The sequence below is a fragment of the Mongoliibacter sp. genome (assembly GCF_007692705.1).
Lineage (GTDB): Bacteria > Bacteroidota > Bacteroidia > Cytophagales > Cyclobacteriaceae > Mongoliibacter.
In genome coordinates, this window is the sequence record NZ_REBN01000072.1 from 1 (window position 1) to 19,088 (window position 19,088).

At 40.4% G+C, this 19,088-nt stretch carries 18 protein-coding genes and 1 pseudogene; 9 read left to right on the forward strand and 10 right to left on the reverse strand.

Features of this window, described 5'->3' with window-relative positions:
* On the forward strand, window positions 1–192 hold a 192-nt coding region (locus EA341_RS01500; RefSeq protein WP_293010911.1), incomplete at its 5' end, for a hypothetical protein.
* Window positions 193–519: 327 nt separating this feature from the next.
* Here EA341_RS01500 and EA341_RS01505 read toward each other — a convergent pair.
* The 3 genes from EA341_RS01505 to EA341_RS01515 form a co-directional block, all read right to left on the reverse strand.
* Window positions 520–810, reverse strand: a complete 291-nt coding sequence (locus tag EA341_RS01505; RefSeq protein WP_293010912.1) for a hypothetical protein — start codon at window positions 808–810, stop codon at window positions 520–522.
* Window positions 811–1,008: 198 nt separating this feature from the next.
* Complete coding sequence (locus tag EA341_RS01510) at window positions 1,009–1,479, reverse strand: cytochrome C (protein WP_293010913.1); 471 nt, start codon at window positions 1,477–1,479, stop codon at window positions 1,009–1,011.
* Between the two features lies 1 nt (window position 1,480).
* Window positions 1,481–2,707, reverse strand: a complete 1,227-nt coding sequence (locus EA341_RS01515; protein WP_293010914.1) for a sulfite oxidase — start codon at window positions 2,705–2,707, stop codon at window positions 1,481–1,483.
* Window positions 2,708–2,862: 155 nt separating this feature from the next.
* Between EA341_RS01515 and EA341_RS01520 the strand changes: the two genes are divergently transcribed.
* Window positions 2,863–3,060 (forward strand): hypothetical protein, encoded by a 198-nt coding sequence (locus tag EA341_RS01520; RefSeq protein ID WP_293010915.1) that lies wholly within the window; start codon window positions 2,863–2,865, stop codon window positions 3,058–3,060.
* Complete coding sequence (locus EA341_RS01525; protein WP_293010916.1) at window positions 3,060–3,350, forward strand: hypothetical protein; 291 nt, start codon at window positions 3,060–3,062, stop codon at window positions 3,348–3,350. Before EA341_RS01520 ends, EA341_RS01525 begins: the two co-directional genes overlap by 1 nt.
* Here EA341_RS01525 and EA341_RS01530 read toward each other — a convergent pair.
* The gene (locus tag EA341_RS01530) at window positions 3,347–4,042 is read right to left on the reverse strand and encodes an ABC transporter ATP-binding protein (protein ID WP_293010917.1); all 696 of its coding nucleotides are present in this window, start codon (window positions 4,040–4,042) and stop codon (window positions 3,347–3,349) included. The two genes, EA341_RS01525 and EA341_RS01530, sit on opposite strands and share 4 nt — an antisense overlap.
* A complete protein-coding gene (locus EA341_RS01535; protein ID WP_293010918.1) occupies window positions 4,039–5,529 on the reverse strand; it encodes a DUF5687 family protein in 1,491 nt (496 codons plus the stop codon). Before EA341_RS01535 ends, EA341_RS01530 begins: the two co-directional genes overlap by 4 nt.
* 101 nt (window positions 5,530–5,630) lie before the next feature.
* Here EA341_RS01535 and EA341_RS01540 point away from each other — a divergent pair, with 101 nt between their 5' ends.
* Window positions 5,631–6,362: a nitroreductase family protein gene (locus EA341_RS01540; protein ID WP_293010919.1), complete on the forward strand. Its 732-nt coding sequence runs from the start codon at window positions 5,631–5,633 to the stop codon at window positions 6,360–6,362.
* A 281-nt stretch (window positions 6,363–6,643) separates the two neighbouring features.
* Here EA341_RS01540 and EA341_RS01545 read toward each other — a convergent pair whose 3' ends face one another.
* The gene (locus EA341_RS01545; RefSeq protein WP_293010920.1) at window positions 6,644–8,008 is read right to left on the reverse strand and encodes an FAD-binding protein; all 1,365 of its coding nucleotides are present in this window, start codon (window positions 8,006–8,008) and stop codon (window positions 6,644–6,646) included.
* A 212-nt stretch (window positions 8,009–8,220) separates the two neighbouring features.
* Between EA341_RS01545 and EA341_RS01550 the strand changes: the two genes are divergently transcribed.
* A complete protein-coding gene (locus EA341_RS01550) occupies window positions 8,221–8,925 on the forward strand; it encodes a hypothetical protein (RefSeq protein ID WP_293010921.1) in 705 nt (234 codons plus the stop codon).
* Window positions 8,926–9,125: 200 nt separating this feature from the next.
* Here EA341_RS01550 and EA341_RS01555 read toward each other — a convergent pair whose 3' ends face one another.
* Complete coding sequence (locus EA341_RS01555) at window positions 9,126–10,133, reverse strand: hypothetical protein (protein WP_293010922.1); 1,008 nt, start codon at window positions 10,131–10,133, stop codon at window positions 9,126–9,128.
* Window positions 10,134–10,414: 281 nt separating this feature from the next.
* Here EA341_RS01555 and EA341_RS01560 point away from each other — a divergent pair, with 281 nt between their 5' ends.
* From EA341_RS01560 to EA341_RS01570, 3 genes are all read left to right on the forward strand, one after another.
* The gene (locus tag EA341_RS01560; protein ID WP_293010923.1) at window positions 10,415–11,947 is read left to right on the forward strand and encodes a serine hydrolase; all 1,533 of its coding nucleotides are present in this window, start codon (window positions 10,415–10,417) and stop codon (window positions 11,945–11,947) included.
* Window positions 11,948–12,132: 185 nt separating this feature from the next.
* A complete protein-coding gene (locus EA341_RS01565; protein WP_293010924.1) occupies window positions 12,133–13,176 on the forward strand; it encodes a 6-bladed beta-propeller in 1,044 nt (347 codons plus the stop codon).
* A gap of 150 nt (window positions 13,177–13,326) precedes the next feature.
* Entirely contained in the window at window positions 13,327–15,324 is a 1,998-nt protein-coding gene (locus EA341_RS01570) for a transglutaminase-like domain-containing protein (RefSeq protein ID WP_293010925.1), read from the forward strand.
* Window positions 15,325–15,326: 2 nt separating this feature from the next.
* On the opposite strand, the gene EA341_RS01575 is transcribed toward EA341_RS01570, so the two are convergent.
* The gene (locus tag EA341_RS01575) at window positions 15,327–16,277 is read right to left on the reverse strand and encodes a sugar phosphate isomerase/epimerase (protein ID WP_293010926.1); all 951 of its coding nucleotides are present in this window, start codon (window positions 16,275–16,277) and stop codon (window positions 15,327–15,329) included.
* A 3-nt stretch (window positions 16,278–16,280) separates the two neighbouring features.
* Entirely contained in the window at window positions 16,281–17,405 is a 1,125-nt protein-coding gene (locus EA341_RS01580) for a sugar phosphate isomerase/epimerase (RefSeq protein WP_293010927.1), read from the reverse strand.
* A gap of 142 nt (window positions 17,406–17,547) precedes the next feature.
* Between EA341_RS01580 and EA341_RS01585 the strand changes: the two genes are divergently transcribed.
* Window positions 17,548–18,714: a PQQ-dependent sugar dehydrogenase gene (locus EA341_RS01585; RefSeq protein ID WP_293010928.1), complete on the forward strand. Its 1,167-nt coding sequence runs from the start codon at window positions 17,548–17,550 to the stop codon at window positions 18,712–18,714.
* A gap of 154 nt (window positions 18,715–18,868) precedes the next feature.
* Here the strand turns inward: EA341_RS01585 and EA341_RS01590 are convergent.
* Window positions 18,869–19,088, reverse strand: a pseudogene (locus EA341_RS01590) (PorT family protein); the annotation flags it as partial.

Below are 19,088 nucleotides of genomic sequence, written 5' to 3' on the forward strand. Positions count from 1 at the left end.
GTTGAAATAAAAGAAAAACCATATAAAAAGTGTCAAGAAAAATCAGGACGTGACAAAAGTATGAAGGATGAGGGAGGAAGGACGAAAGGGTTCGACTTAGCTCAGGGATCGAGGCGAGATGCGATAGACGAGAAGAGTAAATACCATCGGCATGACAGATATAATAGCCCGGCAATTTATTGCCGGGTTTAAAGAACAAAAGTTAGTTTCAAAAGTGCCGTCGGCACGGACGATATAAAAACAATCAGCAGGTGTCAAGAAAAATCAGGACGTGACAGAGGAAGGATGAAAATTGTAGATTTTAGATTTTAGATTTTAGAATTGGGTTCGAGGTTGTTCAAGGGTTTAATTTAGGTGAAGAAAGGATAAAATTTGAGACCTACCTATCTTAAGTTAATTGGAGAAGGGGTAATTATCCATGTCAGTTAATCAATTAAACAGTTACGCGGTTAATCAATTACACCTTTACACAATCTAACTTTCAATAGTTATTTTTTCCTCAATTCGTCAGTTCATCCGTTATTTCGGAACACCAACATAATACAAATCAAAGCCACCCTTACCTCCCGGTCGGTTGGATGAGAATATCATTAGGTTATTCAAAAACCAATAAGCACTTGATACGACAGGTCGGTATTCGTCAAACTCTGAATTGATGGGATGTCCAAAGTTGATGGGATTGGACCAGCCATCTGCTGTTTTCTTGGCATAATGGAGGTCATAACCTCCCATTCCTCCCGGTCTGTCAGAAGCAAACACCAGTTTGTCACCCAATACAAAGGGGATAAGATGTCTCACTGCGTTCGACATGACAAGGTAAAGTCTTTTTTGGTTCTTAACGATGTCTGCTTATTAGCGCATCAATTATTATATCCTTTGCTTCCCACTTTCGATAAAAACAAAATCCTCCCGATTACGGACAAGTTCTGCGCTAATCTGCGAAATCAGCGGGCTAAAAATTTTCTTTTCTTTCTCCCGATTCGGGACAAGTTCAGCCTGAATTCCCCACTACTCCAAACTATACCACTCCACTTCCAGTGGCTTCCTTCTTCCCTTGGCCTCAGGAGCGAAATGGGTAGAAAGGTAATCCACAATAGGATCTTCATTAGGACCTAAATCCCAAAATCCCTGGGTTTCCTGCATCCAACGGATTACCTGAATCCAGCCTTCACGGGTAAACCTGTTTTGAGTCACCAACTTGGCTGAATGACAATTGGTACAATTGGCCAAGACCAACTGTAACCCTTCTCCCTCCACCAAACCCACTTCCTCCAGTTTTTCTGAGGTCCATTCTACATCGACAGGAACATCTTCTTGAGCTACAACTTCTTCCTTGGAGTTAGCAAACCATCCCGCTAAGATTTCAGGTTGATACTGTACCATAAGGATTAACCCAATGGCTGAAATCACTAGAAAAACCATCATCAGCCCTAAGGCTGAAATGGCTGTCATCAATTTCCTGATATCTGCTCCTTCCATCCTATATTACTTTTACAGCTATTCGATGGCAAGCGTTATTGAGGTAGCCCTTCGGATTCCACCCTGGAACTATCATTGGCTGACTCCTCCCCTGATCATCTGTAGCCATGGCCCAAACTTCATAGTATCCTTTTTTCGGGAACTTGATATTGGCCTTGAAATGCTGCCAGGCAAACCTATTCACAGGAGCATCCAATTGACAGTTCTGCCAGGTTGTACCGAAATCTATGGAATAAGCTACTTTAGTAACTTCCTTTTCCCCTGCCCAGGCATGTCCTTTGATGGCAAGGTTCTTTCCCAAAGAAAACTCTGCACCGGATTTAGGAAAAGTGATCAGAGACTTTACTGGCATGGACTCGATGATCTGCATATTATCATCTGAAGTCCTTTCTCCAGGCTCTACAGGCTCAATGGGAACCCTGTAGGAGGGGGATTCCATTTTGGAACCATCATGAACTTTGTTCCTGATAGAAATGGCTTTCAACCATTTGCCTGAAACAGAAGCAGGGTAGCCTCCTGCAACCAACCTCAAGGGATGACCGTGAGCCAAAGGAATATCTTTGCCATTCATCTGGAAGGCAAGCAATGTTTCATCCTGCCTTGCTTTGGAAATTGGAATACCTCTCGAAATAGATTCTTTTGAGGGATCACCGCTCAGGTGGGTGTCTGAACCATGGTATCCTACATACACTGCATCGTTTTTGATCCCCACGTCTTCTAACAGATCTTTGAGTCGAATACCTGTCCAGGTTGCACAAGAAACAGCACCTTGCCCCCATTGGTTGCCTTCGGCTGGCGGGTAGAATTCACTCCTTCCATTTCCTCCACATTCCAAGGTCAATTGATAGGTGTATGATTTGAATTTACTTTTCAATTCTAATAAGGTATAGCTTTTCTCCTTCTCTACCGATTCTCCTTTAATGGTCAGTGTCCAGTTGGAAACATCTATTTTTTCAGGTAAAAGCCCATTATTCCTGATAAACATTTTTTCTGCAGGAGTAATCTTATCATCCAGTAAGTGGATTGGTGTTTCCACATTCCAAGGCTTGTCATTCAACACTTTCAGCGCAGGATCTTTACCCAAAGACTTTAGGCTCTCCTGCTCTTCCAACAAAACTGGTACATATCCCTTAGGCATGTTGTTGCCGAATACAATTTCAGCCCCCAAGGCAGACGCCAGAGAAGCCAAACCGATTTTTTTAATAAATGCTCTTCTTTCTTTTTTCACGGATGTCTCAATTCAATATTGAAAAATAAGACTTCAATCATCCTAATCCAAGACAATCATAAAAATGCAATATTTCGTATCCCATCTTTTAAAATACAAAAAACAATATCAAAGTGAATCTGTTAAGTACATACTAAACCATAAAAAAATTAACTATGTCAGAATCAAAAGGAAACATTCAGTCTTGGCCGGATTTGGCTATTGGTCTTTACGAAAAACTAACAGGAAAAGGAGCAGTGATCTCCTATGAGTTTGAAGATTTTGTCCTTGGGGTCCCAAGAGAAGTAGGTTCCAATGATGTCACCAATTGGAGAATCAGCGGGAAATTAAAAATCTCCACAACAGAAAAATAATGAAACAAGTAGCGCTGATTTCTGACCTGCATATAGAGGGAGAGAATTTCCAGATCGACATCTTGAGTAACGATGAGGAAATAGCTGTGGCCATCAACGGTGCATCTATACCCAAGCTTGGAATGCCGATGAAAAAATTATTGTCATTTGCCAGAAAGCAACCCTTCAGTACAGCTCAGAACATTTCAGTGGTCTACAATCAAAAAGAGATTTACCATTCCGGTAAATCTCTTTTTAATCGATACAATTACACATTTTTTGTAAAAACTTTTTTCAAAAACCTGTTTTAGGTTCCAAAATAAGCATTCAACTCTGCTACCATCAATTCCTTTTCTTTGATATCCTTAATAACCTGACCTTTTTCCAAAAGGACTATTCTCTCGCAAATGTCGGTTACATGATTCAGGTCATGACTTGAAATCAGAAAAGTGATCTGGGAATTTTCTTTTTCCTGAATAATCAATTTCTTCAACCTGTTTTGAGAACTAGGGTCTAGGTTTTCGAAAGGCTCATCCAATAACACAACTTCCGGATTACCCATCAGGGCCGCAGCAATGCCCACTTTTTTCAGGTTTCCCTTGGAAAGGTCTCTTATATACTTCTTTTTCCCTAAAATTTCATCATTGAAAAGCTCGTGAAACCTTTCCAGGTGTAAGGTCATGTCAGCGTCAGACATCCTGTACATTTTTCTCAAGGCTTCAAAATATTCATCTGGCGTCAAGTAAGAAAGTAACATGTGCTCGTCGAGATATGCTCCGACTTTCCATTTCCAATTTTCAGATTGACTGACATCTTCCTCATCTATCATGACACTGCCCGCCGTAGCGCGGACCAGGTCAAGGATGATTCTGAATAGCGTGGTTTTACCGGCACCGTTGTTTCCTACAAGTCCAAAGCATTCTGCTTTAGGAATGAACAGGCTTGGCACATCCAGTACCACCGTTTCTTTATATTGCTTCTTAAGTCCTTCTATATTAATCATATTTCTTGTCTGAATGAGGATGAAATTTCATATCTATTTTTGAGTACGCGTTGCACAGGTAATCGTGATAGCGGTTTGAATGCTATAATACCGGCCATTCCAACAATTGCCAAAGCTGCCAATCCTACGTATTGATTTTGAAAGAACCACCAAAAAGGAAGGTACACCGCATAGGGAGCAATCATCATAGGGATAATCATCAGGAACTGAGCGATACCGACTCCTTCATAGTTGAACATGGCCCCTTTATTAAGGTCCATAGGTTTTGGTTTCCAGAGGGAAAGTGATACCACCAAATGCATGACCACGCCCATGTTGAAAAGGAAAGTAGCCAAATGAATCAGCAGTATGTCCCATCCAAAATATACATAGGGAATAGATGCCAGCAAACAAATGATGGAAACCACAATAAACAACAAATACTTCCCCTTGATCAAAGCTTCTACACCTTCTCTTTTTTGAAGAAAAAAATCAAAATTAGCAGAGTTCCAACTTAGGAAGAGTTGCCCATACTGCAACATGAAAATTCCAGTAATGAAGGAGCCCACAAATACAAACAAATGACTGAATCCCTCTTCTGAAGCATATTGTGGGTTATTATAAAACACCAAACCATACAAAAGGAAAAATCCGGCAAGCATGAGATAAGTTCTAGGTTTTTTGTGTCGGATGATAAGCTTCCATTCTAAGTTGGCAAACTCCCCTGCCAAACCAAACCTTGACAAAAATCCAAGATCCTGATTGGCAAAGCGGATATTTTCCTCCTGAGACAAATCCTCCAAATAGGCATTCTGTCTGTAATAGGTAAAGGCCATTTGATACAAAGCAAAGCAAACACCCAATAACAATAAGACAGGAATAGGAGAAGTCAAGGACCAGTCAAAAACCGGCTTGATAATTTCCCCCAGGTTATACCAACCTAAATAAGTAGAACCAACACCTAGCAAAAGTACCAAAAACACGATTCCAATTCCTGTCAGACTATCTTCAAACTTTTGTTTGAACCAAAGCATCAGCCAATGCAGCGACCAGCTCGTCAGCACTATAGCGGCGATCCATGAAATTGCGGCTATGTCACCAAAACGTGGTAAAACTTCGCGGTAGGCAAAAGGACCGAAAAGCAAAGGTGCGATGACGGTCAAGGGTGAAATAAAAGAACGCCCCAATAAAAAGCGGATGATCTTGCTTTTTTTAATCGGTAAATGCAGGAACCGCTCCAACTCCATGACGGGCAATTGCTGGGTAAAGTACCTGTACATAAATTCGAAAAGAAAGAAGTAGATCAAGCCTGCGCTGAGTGTCTCGTATGCATTTTGACTTTCGAGTACTTTCTCCAGCACATCTTTCAGCACTATACCCAACAAGAGTACATAAGCCAGAAGAACAATTGCCAAAAAGCCTAAAAAAATCGCTACCAATGCAGATTTTGCAAAGGAGGTCGATCGCATGCTTTTGAGAAGTTCTAATTTAATTAGTTGCAAAACCATAGGGTCAGAATAAATAGTTGCTGGTAAATTAGTATAATTTTAAATTGGTTTCTTAACAAAACTAAAAAAAGCTTAAACATTAAGTTAATAAAATTGACCAAATGAAGAATTTAATACAGGAAGCAGGATTTTTCAATATAGTTGAGGCCAGAAGGTCTGTAAGGGTATTCGACCAAGAAGGTGATTTTGAACATTCAGTGGTTAGGGATTGCCTGGAGTTGGCCACCTTGGCCCCAAACAGCTCCAATCTACAATTATGGGAATTCTATAGGGTACCGGAATCCTCCCCACTCAAGGACCCCTTAGCGGAAATCTGCATGAAGCAAAAAGCAGCAAAGACAGCCAGGGAATTGGTCGTGGTGGTTGCCAGAAGGGATAACTGGAAACAAACCACAAAATCCAATTATGAGCAGGTAAAGAAAAACTATAATGGAACGGATCCTAAAAAGCAAAAACAGGTTTTGTCTTACTATGGGAAATTAATCCCCAAGCTTTACGCCAAATATCCACTTTGGTCACCAATCAAGCAGTTGGTCGCTTGGTTTGTAGGACTTAAAAGACCTATGGTGAGAGAGGTGTCAGAGACTGATGTCCGAATTTCGGTACATAAAAGTGTGGCCTTGGCCGCCATGACATTTATGTATGCCATGAAGTCTAGAGGCTATGACACCTGCCCATTGGAGGGCTTTGATTCTAAAAGGGTTAAAAAACTATTGGATTTGCCTGCATCTGCTGAAATATCGATGATTATTGCCTGCGGAAAAGGACTTCCTGAAGGCATTTATGGGGAAAGGTTTAGGGTGAATCCAGATCAGGTGATATTTGAAAAATAAAAGGAGATATGAAATACGGTTGACGATTTTCTGAATGTTACAATGATATATGCTTCGCGAAATATAATAGATATAAGCCTTCGGCGATATAATGGTAGCGTTTACAAATAAAGTTAGGGCTTTGAAAAAAATATCAAGTAAAATCAGGACGTGACACCATTTACATGTGATGGGCAATAGTTGATCGTTAACTGTAAAGTATGATCTTTTTCAAAGTTTTACTTTGGAAGTTTCTTTCAATTTCCACCACTATTCCAAAAGTATTTTACGAGGGGACCCTGTTAAGTTAATGGCCCCAAATTTTTATCAATAAATGCATTCCTGAATTTACCTTCAGGATCATGAGTATGCATTAGCTTTCTAAAATCTGTCATCCTTTCGTATTGCTGTTGAACAAACTCAGGGTCCAAGGTAAAGAGCTTGCCCCAATGTGGTCTTGGCGCAAAAGGAGCCAATTTGGCCTCCAATTCCGGCAAAAGCTCCATGACTTCTGGAATTTCCTGCTTCCAGGTGGTGTGGATAATCAATGAATCCCTTCCATAGCAGGTACTTAGCCATAGATCATCTGCCTTGGCAGTTCTGATTTCTGAAACAAACAAGTGTGGACTGATGCGACTTGCCAATTCTTCTACAGCTTTGAATGCATCAAAGGCATACTCAATAGAAACAAAATATTCAGATTGTAACTCTTCTCCTGCGCTGGGTTGAAATTGCATTTTAAAATGGGGGAGTCTATCAAACCACGGCCCTGGCACTCCCATTTGCTCTGTACAGCTTTGTGCATCCATACCTTCCACGGGATGTATATTAGACTCAGCCTGTTTTGCCCCGAAGAATTCCTCCTCAAAATGAGTGTCTTTTCCTGGTTCAACTTTTTTCTTGACCCATACTTCGTTGATGGTATCTGTAGTCCAATCTGTAAACAAACTTACACTATAACCCTCCGACATAATCTTCAAGAAATTCTCTTCGAGTGCCTGAACTGGCATCTGCCTGTAAACCACTTGTGCCACCTCAAAAGTAGGCACAAGGTCAAGCGTAACTTTTGTAACCATACCTAAAGCACCTAAGGCTACTACTGCCCCGTCAAAATCCGCTTCACCTTTCTTTAATTCAATCAACTCTCCTTTTCCGTTAATAAACTCCAATCCTGATACACTGCTGGCAAGGTTCCCATTCTCCAATCCAGATCCATGGGTGGCTGTGGCAATAGAACCTGCCACGGAAATATGCGGCAAAGAGGCCAGATTGTGTAGAGCAAATCCGTTTTCATGGAGCATCTCACAAAGTTCTCCATACTTGACCCCCGCTTCGACAGTTACTTGAGCATTATCTTTATCAAGTTGGATAACCCGGTTGAGTTTTTCAGTAGAAACCAGATTTACTGTGGAGTCAGCAATTGTATTGAAGGAATGCTTAGAACCTAATACCCGTAATTTCGGCAACTTTTGAACGAGCCGCTGAGCCTTTTCCAAAGAATCAGGGAAGTGTATTTGATTGGTACTGAATTCCAGGTTTCCAGCCCAGTTTTTAATGACTTCCTGCATTTGAGTATCTGATTTTTTTGGTGAACATGAATTCCAAGTGCCCGTAATGGCAGCACCGATCACTAGACTGGAGTTTTTAAGAAAGGTTCTTTTGTCCATGCCTGAAGATAATTAAAAAATGCATCAATGGAATGGTACCAGCAACCATTCATTCAACTGCTTTACACATTATAGTTATTATATATTGGTTCTAGAGCGCTATTTAACTTTAATCAAAATTTGGTGACTGGCAAAATTGCACTTCTTCTTACTCAAGAACTTTTTATATAATTTACATTTTCCAAGTATCTTTAAAGCAAATATCAACAGATATGAGCCTTAAAAAAGCTAATTTTCTAGTACTGATCTTCTTTATTTACAACCCTTTATTTTCTCAGAATTGGGGTTTAGGGTTTCAGTCTAATGTTGGTATTCCTATAGCTGAATTGCACCAAGAAGCAGGCGGCACCATTTTCCCGGAATTCAATACCCTAGTACTATATGAGTTCTGGAACTTACCCATAGACCTCGGAATTAATTTTGGGTACGGAATTTATGGTACCAAACTGGAAAAAAGGACAGACCTCTACAGAGGGTTTTCTGATGAATTGCGGCTTAGGAGAAACAATAATCTCTTTACTCTAATGGCCGTTTTCCGATACCTACCTGAAGTTTTATGGAAAGTAAAACCTTTTGTTGAAGTTCAAGGCGGTGCCAATTACCTTTTTACCCGCTACAAAATAAGAGAAAGTAGATTTGAAGACCCCATTGAAGAAGAGAGAGACTTTTCAAATTGGATAAGAGCAGTGCGTTTAGGTGCTGGTATAAAAATCCCATTCAAAAAGCAAGAACACGGGTATTTTGAAATAAAATGCATTTACCAGGAGTCTCGAAGGACTGAATTTTTACTTAAAAACGGGACCATTTTTGAACCTGAACCTCAAGGTGGCGGAACTTTTGCCTATGAACCAACACGATCAGCACTTACTTGGATACAACCTGGAATTGGAGTGGTCATTTACTTGTATGATTATTAAAAGTAAAACCATAAATGGCATAGTACTTGTCTAGTGAATGACCATAATACTAAACCAACTATTAATTCCACAAAAAGAGGCCAGCTGATTTGCTGGCCTCTTTTTTTTAAAAACAAAAAAGCCTGACTGAAGATTGACTTCAATCAGGCTTTGGAATGATTATCTCTATTAAAGATAATCTTTTAATTACCACACAAATTTTATCTTGCGAAAAGACCTAAAATCAAATAAGTGGTTAGATCAGTCGTACTCAATTCCTGAGTTGGATCATGCACTACAAAGAACCCTTCATAATTCCTGGTCAGCTCATTGAAAGAAATCTCAAGGTCATTGCTCGCAGAAACTGTACCTCCATTGCCTGCTATACCTCCTGCAAATATATCACCATTTGGTGTTTCATTGTATGGAGTACCATTAGGCGTTGTTGCAGGATCTGCAGCATCATGAGCGTGAACTGGATAAGTTTCGCCATCCAAGGTATTGTTTAAGGTTATTGTCACACTGGATGTACCATCGATTTTTTCTTCAACAGTTATTCTTGCTGTCAAATCCCTTGGATGTTCACCTTGGTAAGCAATATCAGGATTATCCAATACCTGTCCTTCATTGAAGGTGTAATCGAATTCAGCAGTCCTCAAAGTAGGAGTTCCTTCAGCTAGGTCCTGTCCGAAAATACCTAAGATCAAGTAGGTAGTCAAATCTGTGGTACTTATAGCCTGCGTAGGATCATGAACCACAAAGAAGCCTTCATAATCATTGATAAGGAAGTCATAGCTTACATTTGTTTCTACACTTCTACTTCCTGAACCTCCGGAAACTGATATCATTCCAGCAAAGACATCTCCATTTGGAGTTTCATTGTAAGGTGTTCCGTTTGGTGTAGTAGATGGGTCTGCTGCATCATGTGCGTGAACAGCATATTCTAAACCATTGACCCCATTTTCCAAAGTCACTGTAACCCTGGCCATTCCATTTTCCATCTCTTCTATATCGAGCTTTGCAGAAAGGTTTCTTGGGTGGTCTCCACCTCCATCACCATCATATGCGGTTTCTGGGCTGTTTAATAATTGACCTTCATTAAATGCATATTCGAAGGATTCCATTCCCGGCATGCTTGGCATAGGTTCCATTTCATCATCATTACAGGATGAAAAAGTAAATGCCGAGGCGGCTACTAATAGTGCCGTCGCAATTTTGTTTAAGTTCATTAAATTTTTCATAAATTTTAATAGTTGGTTCTAATATGGACTTAACTACGAGCACCCTTGACTGTTTGGATTGCGGAATTGAAAAATTAATTTGAAAAAAGATAACTCCTCACGCATAAACAGCATTACCAAAGCAGTAAAAACCTCGACTCAAGCTCTTTGAACAAGTTTTTTTTAATTTGAAACTTTATGAGATATCCAGGATTTTTAAAAATTCATCAGACTGTTTTATGATAAGGATGGCTTTTGATAAATTGGAGAAATAAATGCTAAACTCACTTATGAAAAAACTGCTACTCTTTTCTGTCTTTCTTGTATTCTTTGTCAAGTCCATTGACGCACAAAGCTTACCCGACTTTAATAAAGTCGACAGGTATTTTGAAAAAATGGTTAAAGACTGGGATGTCCCAAGTGCCAGTATAGGAATAGTCAAAGACGGTGAGCTCGTCTTTACCGGTAACTATGGAACCAAAGAAGTAGGCAAATCCAATAAGCCAGATGAAAACACTTTATATGCCATTGCCTCCAACAGCAAGGCTTTCACTTCCGCTATCATTGGCATGCTGGTGCAGGAAGGTAAATTAGACTGGAATGACAGGGTAAAGGATCACCTTCCCTATTTTTCACTCTTTGATGATCCCTGGATCAGCAGTCAGGTCACCATCAGGGATATCCTCAGCCATAGGGTTGGATTAGGCACATTCAGTGGAGATGTAATATGGTATAAAAACGAAGGAACTGCCGAAGACTTTATCAGGAGGGCTGGGAAACTCCCACAAGCGTATGACTTTAGGGCTGGGTATGGATATTCAAACCTCATGTATATTACAGCAGGCGAAATCATCCAAAAAGTGAGTGGAAAGAGCTGGGCTGACAATGTAAAAGAACGCATCCTGGAACCCTTGGGAATGGACCGCACCCTTACTTCTGCAAAGGACTTGATCAATACCACAAATGTAGCTACTCCGCATGGAAGAGAAGGTGAAAAGAATTTCCCAATTGCTTTTGAAGACTGGGAGACAATTGCAGCTACGGGCGGATTAATCTCTTCAGTAGAAGATATTTCAAAGTGGATGATTTTCAACATGAATCATGGAATATTGGGGCAGGATACTTTGCTGACAAAAGAAACCAGGAATATGGTTTGGTCTATGCATAATGTGCATCCAGTAGACCACACACAACCAAATGATTTGGGCAGGCATTTCAACGGGTATGGGTTAGGCTGGACCTTGGGCGATTACCATGGAAAGATGATGGTGGGGCACACAGGTGGGTATGACGGGATGATTACCGCCGTGAGTATGATCCCTGAAGAAAAGTTAGGCGTGGTAGTCCTGACCAATGGACATCAAAGTCCGATTATGGCAGCTACCTATTATGCACTTGACCGGTTTTTGAAAACTGGAAATAAGGATTGGTCGGATGACATGTTGGCCCGTCGAAAAAAAGCTGATAAAAACGACAATAGAATCACTGAAATTCAAGAAACCCAAGTCAAAAACACTAAGGGGACAGTAGAAAGGAATGCCTACGCTGGGAAATACCAATCAGATATTTATGGCATAATAGAAGTGAAAATCGAAAACAATAAATTGAGGCTATATTTTGAAGATGCTCCTCGCCTGTCTGCCACTTTGGAACACTGGCATTACGACACCTTTGAAATTAAATGGGATGAAAAACATGCCTGGTTTGATTTTGGAACACTACAGTTTATGATCAACAACAAACAGGAGGTAACAGGAATGGACTTCAATGTACCCAATGATGACATTTTCTTTGAAGAATTAAAGCCTAAAAAAATCAAATAACCAACACTAAGCTCACTTCATCAATTCAAATTCCCGAAAAAACCTCTTGGGTTTAAAAGCAGAGTCAAAGGACTTCATTTTGAATGCTGATAAAAAACCTGATAGGTTTTTTAAATATCAATCTGCCCTCACGAAGTAAGAATTATTTTATTCTTAAATTGCTCTGGAGCATTCATTATATAATTATGCCTTTTCACCGAAGAAGTTTCCTCAAACTAAGCGCAATAACCGGACTAGCCATGACCTTAAAGCCCAATCTATCCTTTTCAAATTCCAAAGACACCCTTATAGGACATGGGGATTTCAAATATAAAGTCGATCCCTCATGGGGAAACCTAGATCCAAATAAAACGCCCGTTCAAAATTGCCATGAAATGGTAATGGATAAAAAGGGTAGGTTATTTATGGTCACTGATGAACCCAAAAACAACATCATTATATACAATCAGTCAGGCAAATTACTGGATACCTGGACACTGAATTTACCGGCAGCCCACGGTTTAAGTTTAGTCAATGAAGGTGGGGAAGAATTTTTATGGATTACCGATAACGGAGGAAGGGTGATCAAAACAGACCTGAAAGGGAAAATAATAACTGAAATACCTTCTCCTATTACAAAGGGTATTTACACAGAAAAAATGCCATGGACACCTACTGAAACCTGCGTTGCTCCAAATGGAGACCTTTATATTACAGATGGCTACGGATCTCAATTTGTATTACAGTATGATTCAAGTGGGAATTTCATCCGGAAATTCGGTGGTGATGGTCATGGTGATGAACAGTTTAAAACAGTGCATGGCATCTCGATTGACCAACGTAAAGGTGGTACGCCAACATTACTCTGTACTTCCCGCGGCCACAATTCCTTTAAAAGGTTTACTTTGGAAGGTGAGTACCTTGAAACTATATTTTTACCAGGTGCATTTGTCTGCAGGCCAGTGATTCATGGCCAAAATCTTTATGCCGGGGTTTGTTGGTCTCGGACCAAATACCTGGAACAGATGGACAATTCAGGCTTTGTTACCATACTGGATGAAAATGACAAAGTAGTATCCAATCCAGGCGGCACTGAACCAAAATACTTGGATGGGGAACTGCAGCTGATGATTCAAAAAGAACCTATTTTCAAACATTGTCATGATGTATGCATTGACCAAGATGAAAACATCTATGTCTGCCAGTGGAATGCATCCGGCTCTTATCCAATCAAACTCACAAGAGTTTGAATTTAGGATTAATAAATTTTTAACGGGCCAAACCAAGATCAACCACTTATAAGCGACAGATTCTCACTCAGGTGTTGTTTTTACACATCTGCTGGATTATTTAAATTTAGAATTTTTAAATTAGATTTTGTTTCATCAAAATGGGATCAAATGAATCTAAATAGACTTGGCATTTTTAGTAAGTTGACTCTTTGTTTTTTTGCTTTTTTTGTTGGAAATATTTTTGCCCAAGACACCCAAGTGGAAATGGAGGATATGTTGGAAAAAACCAACATTGACGGTATATCCAAAATATATGTGATTGTGAGTCCTTTGAGCGGATTTCCGGAAATGCAATCTTACCAAAGCCTGAATTACGCTACCGAAATCAGAAGAATGGAAGATAACAGGGTAGAAATTGTAAATACTCTGGCTGACAGAATGCCTACACCTGAAGATGCCTTTCCTATGAAAGATATACCCGCTTCACTGGACAAACGCTACCTTTCTCCCAGTCCAAAAATAGAAAGCAAGGACCCTAGAATTCATCAGCTTGCCAGAGAAATCACATCCAAACTCAGTCAACCTACAGCAAAAGAAGTTGTCTTTGAAGTGTTAAGATGGAATAGAGGCCACCTCATGTGGGGGAATCCGAATGAGGTTCCTTCAGCCCTTGAATCCTTGGACAACCAAACTGTAAACTGTATTGGTTTCACTCACTTGCCCGCTGCTATTTTAAGACATTTAGGAATTCCTGCTAGAACTGTCAGAACTTTTATCGCAAGGCCTGATCAAAACCGTTTGATTCCCCACTACTTATTGGAGGTTTATTACCCTTCTTTGGGAGGCTGGGTCACCTATGAGCCACAGGGTCCGGGAATGCCTTTTGTAGAAAATATAGTTTTGTACACCCATCATGATTGGGATATTGAGGGGCAAAGGACTTTTCGGGGACTTGCCCGGGACATGAACATCACCGTTTCTGGAGGAGTAGATGCCAGTATACCCAACCCTGACTTAAGCCCTCCTAAACTACTTTCTCTTGAATTTTCCCCTTCACATTTTGATCGTGATCAGGGGCAAGACCATGTTTTGGTAACACTCCAGGCCCAAGACCTCGAATCCGGAGTCGATGAAATCAGAATTGACATGCAAGCTCCGGATTTCTCTGGTCCAGGAAAATCCCTATTCTTCCACCTTAGGGAGGGTGATGCATTTGAAGGCACCTACACCGCTCAGCTGGGATGGAATATGCAAACGGGAAATTACGCCAGAGAATACAGGGTTAGCAGAATGAGGATGTCAGACAAACTCGGTAATGTAAGAGAGTATCAAGCAAGGCATTTAGAGGAAAAAGGGTTCCCTACAGGAATTACAATGGAAACTTGGCCAGCCTTGGACGATGCTCCACCTGAACCCGTTTACATATCACCCTTTTTTCCGGAAAGGGTTCCTGCAGCTCCTAACGGGTTACACTACACTTTCTTTTACACTGTTTCCAAAACAGCAACCAAAGCTCAGGGAGGCATCAGCACTACAACGGACTTTATTCACAAAGATGGTGTACAGGTCAGGGCCTCATCCTCAGGAAGCTTCAGGACAGGGGACTACTTTATAGGCTTCCACTTTCCTCAATATGTACCTCCCCACCATCCATATGGGAAATATCAAATGAACTCTTATTATCTCCGTGGACCAAATGACCGTCAATTCAATATTTTACCTAGGAATTTTGACAAAGAATTAATGGATTACAGTTTTGAATTGGTCAAGGATGTTCCCATGTACACTGGACCTGTAAAAATTGAGTCTATAATCATAATTTCCCAAGAAGAGGGGTATTTCAGCAACAATCAAGATGTTATCCTGATCGAAACCTCAGGGGCAATAAGTCCCCTTAATGACAGGCCTCAGGATAACGATCCTTCATTTAGGATGTTTTTTGAAACTCTTGATGGTAAAAAAATCACCAACAGGAGGTCCGTATGCAGGAGACGATTTGGATCTCATCACCTTCTTTTCAACCCCAATGGACCTAGAGATACACCTGTTAGGCTTGAAAGAATTGAACTAGATGACAAAGAAGGAAAAACCCATGTTTTTTATATGAAGGACCTTAAAGACAAAATCTTAGATCCTATCCCTGAATACATGATCGTTAACGACTAGCATTATGCAGTTAGGCTGATAACTTTTTGTAATGTTTCAACATTAAGTTTCAGTGCCTTTTCATCATCCATTTGATTAAGCTCCTGGTTGAAGGGTTCTGTCCTTATAGTGCCATTGTAGCCGATGTCAACCAGCCCTTGCATAAAATCCTTGAGAGGAATCACCCCTGTTGCCAAAGGCAGTTCACGTTTCCCATCTACTTGTGTCTCCCTAGTTAACCCTTTCCTGGCATCGTTGACATCCACTACTACGATCTCATCGGGATTTACACTGCGCAAATCCGCTAAACTTTCATTGGCGCAGTACCAGTGGAATGAATCCAGCACAAAACCCACATTATCCTGTCCAGTAGCAGTAATGAGATCCCTACATTCTTGCATGCTCGATATAAAAGGATATCTATTCTGGTTGAGCATAGTACGCATTCCCAAGTATTCCAATCCTAATTTGATGCCATGATCCTTCATTACTTTAGCGCATTCACCAAGTCTTTCCCCATGCTCCTTCATATTTTGCATATAGGTAAGCTCGGAATGTGAAGAAATGATCCAAGTATTGATACGGGTAGCCCCTTGTTTCTCCATGGTCTGGCAAAACTTTTTCAAGTGCTTAAAGCCTTCTTGAAAAGTATCCTTATCCCTTCTGAACTCTACTGGAATATTTGCGGAGCAATAGGAAATCCCATGCTTCTTCATTTTTTCATCATGCGCTATCAATTGCTCAGAAGAATAGCTTTCCATAACTTCATTTGTGAAAGGACTGATTGCCTCATAGCCATACTTGATCGCATAATCCAGCGTTTGAGCCAGGTTTGCTTTTACTCCGATCATCCCTGGGTTCAGGGAAATTTGGTATTTCCTTTCCAATAGCCCAGGGTTAGACATGGCCCAGGCTGGTGTGGCGGCGGCAGCTGATAGTGCCATGGTGGACTTTATAAAAGTTCTTCTTTTCATAATTTAGGTAAGTTTGTCCATAGTAATCACTTTAACATCTTTTGCTGAAGGTTCTTTCAATGGCAAAATATCGGTCTCAGGATAAACAAAACCGTCATCGGTAAGGGGAAAAAGTAAAGGCGCAAGATTTTGAACTGCGGCCTTACATCCTTGAACAATTGCTCCCAAATTTCCCGTCTGTTTTGAAAGTTTCGCTTCGTTTTCTATTTCAAATGGCCCAATAAATCCTCTCCCCTTTAAAGTGTCTACAAATTTTCTCCAGTCCATACTATCTCCCAAACCAAAACCCGGAAGTGTAGCTTCATAATGGTGCCTATCCCATTCATTGGTGCTGTAAGGAATGCCTGACTTTTCTGCCCATTCGGGTTTTACTTTTTGCATCGGGTACATGTTTCCCCAGAAAGGATCCGGGTTGTTTCTTGTAGACTTGACATGTATTCTTTTCAATCTGGCCATTTCTGTATGCTTAATGACAGAAATCGGATCTGTTTGCTGCCAAATGTCATGGGAAGGATCATATATTTCTCCGTGATTGGGACTTGGAATCAGTTCGTACATGATTTTCCTAGCGGCCAATACTCCTGGCAAATTATTATAGGTAGTGGTATAACCTGATGACCTCCAGCCTTCCATGGGGCAGTTTTCGTAAAGAATAGTCACCCCAAGGTCTTCAGCATACTTGATAATAGGTGTAAAGACCCGCTGATACTCCTCAAGGTTTTTTTCAAAACCATTTTCCTGAATACCCAACTCATGATTATAGCCAACAAAAGTTCCTACTTTGACATCATTTTCATCTCCTCCCATCAAGTAGGCCATCCTAATCAATTTCAGGAGGTGATTTTGATTTTTAACTTTTTGATCCTCGTCTCCCCCGATTAAATTATCAAAAGCTCCGATAGAAAGTCTGAGTCTTGCCTGGTTAAATTTTTCAAGAACTTCATGAGCCTGTTGAGGCCCAAAATTTTCATAATCCAGATGTGTTGCCACAAAATCATCTCTGGTTCCATCCTTCCTGAATACACAAAGATCCAAACCCTGTACACCAATGTTTTTGGCCTTTTCTACAGTCTGATCCAGGTCAAGTTGATCAAAAGCAGAAGTCATGATCCAAATCTGATTATTCATATTGTCTTAAAGATTTTAAGTTAAAAATTAGGTTCAATTGCAATTTAAAGAGTTTGCACTCCAAAATTCCACCGCCCGTAAAAAGCCCCAAACAATTCAGCAAAAAATTGATTAAGTTTGTAGAAAAACCAACTGAAAACATATGAAAAACCTAAAGAATATATCTTTTATTTTGGTCGGGGCTCTTCTACTTGGCATATCCGCATGCCAAGAAAATAGCAATGGCATGGTAAACGAATCTAAAACAGAAGCAGATCCTTTTGCCATATCTACTGAAAAAATGAAGATAAAAGTAGATACCCTTTTCACAGATTTCGAAAATCCTTGGGGTATGACTTGGCTACCTGATGGCAGAATGCTCGTCACCGAAAGGAAAGGCGAAATTTTGATTTTTAAAGACGATGAATTTACAGGCGAGAAAGTAAGCAATATGCCTACAGTAAAGGAAGTCAATCAAGCTGGATTATTGGATATCACGCTACACCCTGATTACGAAAGTAACGGTTGGTTGTATATGTCCTATTCCAGGGAACAAGGAGACGGTGAAGTTTTGGTGATTTCAAGGGCAAAGCTGAATGGCAACGCATTGACAGACCTTGAAGAAATTTTCGTCTGCGGACCAGAATGGAAAGGCGGAAGACACTTCGGAAACAGAATTGTTTTCGACAATGACGGTTACCTGTATTTCTCCAATGGAGATAAAGGTTCAAGACCTAAAAACGCCCAGGAGTTGGATAATGATCATGGGAAAATCCACAGGATCAATGACGATGGAAGTATCCCTTCTGACAACCCATTTGTAGGGAAAGATGGAGCAAACGCTTCTATTTGGACTTATGGTAATAGAAACCCTCAAGGAATGATCTATGATGCTGAAAATAACAGGTTATGGTCTGTAGAGCATGGTCCTAAAGGAGGGGATGAGCTAAACCTGATCAAAAAAGGCAAAAATTATGGCTGGCCTGAAGTTACCTATGGTATAGACTATGATGGTTCGGTCATTTCTGAAGAAACTCAAAAAGAAGGTATTGAAGATCCGGTAACTTACTGGGTGCCGTCTATCGCCACCTGTGGTATGACTTTGGTCACATCAGACAAATATCCCGCATGGAAAGGAAATATCCTTGTAGCTGGTTTGGCTGGTCAGCAGATCGCAAGAGTAGAATTGGACGGAACTGATTATGTCACGGAAGAAACCTTACTTCAGGACATAGGAAGGGTAAGACAGGTTTCCCAAAGCCCTGATGGTTACATTTATGCGGTAACTGAAGCTACAGGCTTAATGATCAAATTGATCCCTCAGGAATAGATTTATCAAATTCAAAGTTTTCAAAAAGAGTACCTCAAACCGGGGTACTCTTTTTTTTTGAAATAGGTATCGAAAATAATTTTGACTTAAAAATAAAAAGACCTGCAAGGTTTTGAGAACCTAGCAGGTCTGTGTTTTTTAACTATTTTTTTTCTTACTGAAAGTGCAAATATAAGGTTATCGTCTTTCTCCTTAATTCTGAAATCACATCTCTAAACGCAGGATCTGTTTCTTCAGGTCTATAAAGATTGACCAAACCGTGCGAGAACCGAACTTCCGGAGAAAATTTAAAATACTTGAAATAGAGGTCGAAGCCCATTCCCACATCCAGCGTAAAATCCCTGCCCGTGGTCACCAAAGCTTCCAGGTCTGCT

Coding starts and splice junctions, on each gene's coding strand:
- EA341_RS01505 (WP_293010912.1), bottom strand. CDS start 810: ATGTCGAACGCAGTGAGACATCTTATCCCCTTTGTATTGGGTGACAAA.
- EA341_RS01510 (WP_293010913.1), bottom strand. CDS start 1,479: ATGGAAGGAGCAGATATCAGGAAATTGATGACAGCCATTTCAGCCTTA.
- EA341_RS01520 (WP_293010915.1), top strand. CDS start 2,863: ATGTCAGAATCAAAAGGAAACATTCAGTCTTGGCCGGATTTGGCTATT.
- EA341_RS01525 (WP_293010916.1), top strand. CDS start 3,060: ATGAAACAAGTAGCGCTGATTTCTGACCTGCATATAGAGGGAGAGAAT.
- EA341_RS01530 (WP_293010917.1), bottom strand. CDS start 4,042: ATGATTAATATAGAAGGACTTAAGAAGCAATATAAAGAAACGGTGGTA.
- EA341_RS01535 (WP_293010918.1), bottom strand. CDS start 5,529: ATGGTTTTGCAACTAATTAAATTAGAACTTCTCAAAAGCATGCGATCG.
- EA341_RS01540 (WP_293010919.1), top strand. CDS start 5,631: ATGAAGAATTTAATACAGGAAGCAGGATTTTTCAATATAGTTGAGGCC.
- EA341_RS01545 (WP_293010920.1), bottom strand. CDS start 8,008: ATGGACAAAAGAACCTTTCTTAAAAACTCCAGTCTAGTGATCGGTGCT.
- EA341_RS01550 (WP_293010921.1), top strand. CDS start 8,221: ATGAGCCTTAAAAAAGCTAATTTTCTAGTACTGATCTTCTTTATTTAC.
- EA341_RS01555 (WP_293010922.1), bottom strand. CDS start 10,133: ATGAACTTAAACAAAATTGCGACGGCACTATTAGTAGCCGCCTCGGCA.
- EA341_RS01560 (WP_293010923.1), top strand. CDS start 10,415: ATGAAAAAACTGCTACTCTTTTCTGTCTTTCTTGTATTCTTTGTCAAG.
- EA341_RS01565 (WP_293010924.1), top strand. CDS start 12,133: ATGCCTTTTCACCGAAGAAGTTTCCTCAAACTAAGCGCAATAACCGGA.
- EA341_RS01570 (WP_293010925.1), top strand. CDS start 13,327: ATGAATCTAAATAGACTTGGCATTTTTAGTAAGTTGACTCTTTGTTTT.
- EA341_RS01575 (WP_293010926.1), bottom strand. CDS start 16,277: ATGAAAAGAAGAACTTTTATAAAGTCCACCATGGCACTATCAGCTGCC.
- EA341_RS01580 (WP_293010927.1), bottom strand. CDS start 17,405: ATGAATAATCAGATTTGGATCATGACTTCTGCTTTTGATCAACTTGAC.
- EA341_RS01585 (WP_293010928.1), top strand. CDS start 17,548: ATGAAAAACCTAAAGAATATATCTTTTATTTTGGTCGGGGCTCTTCTA.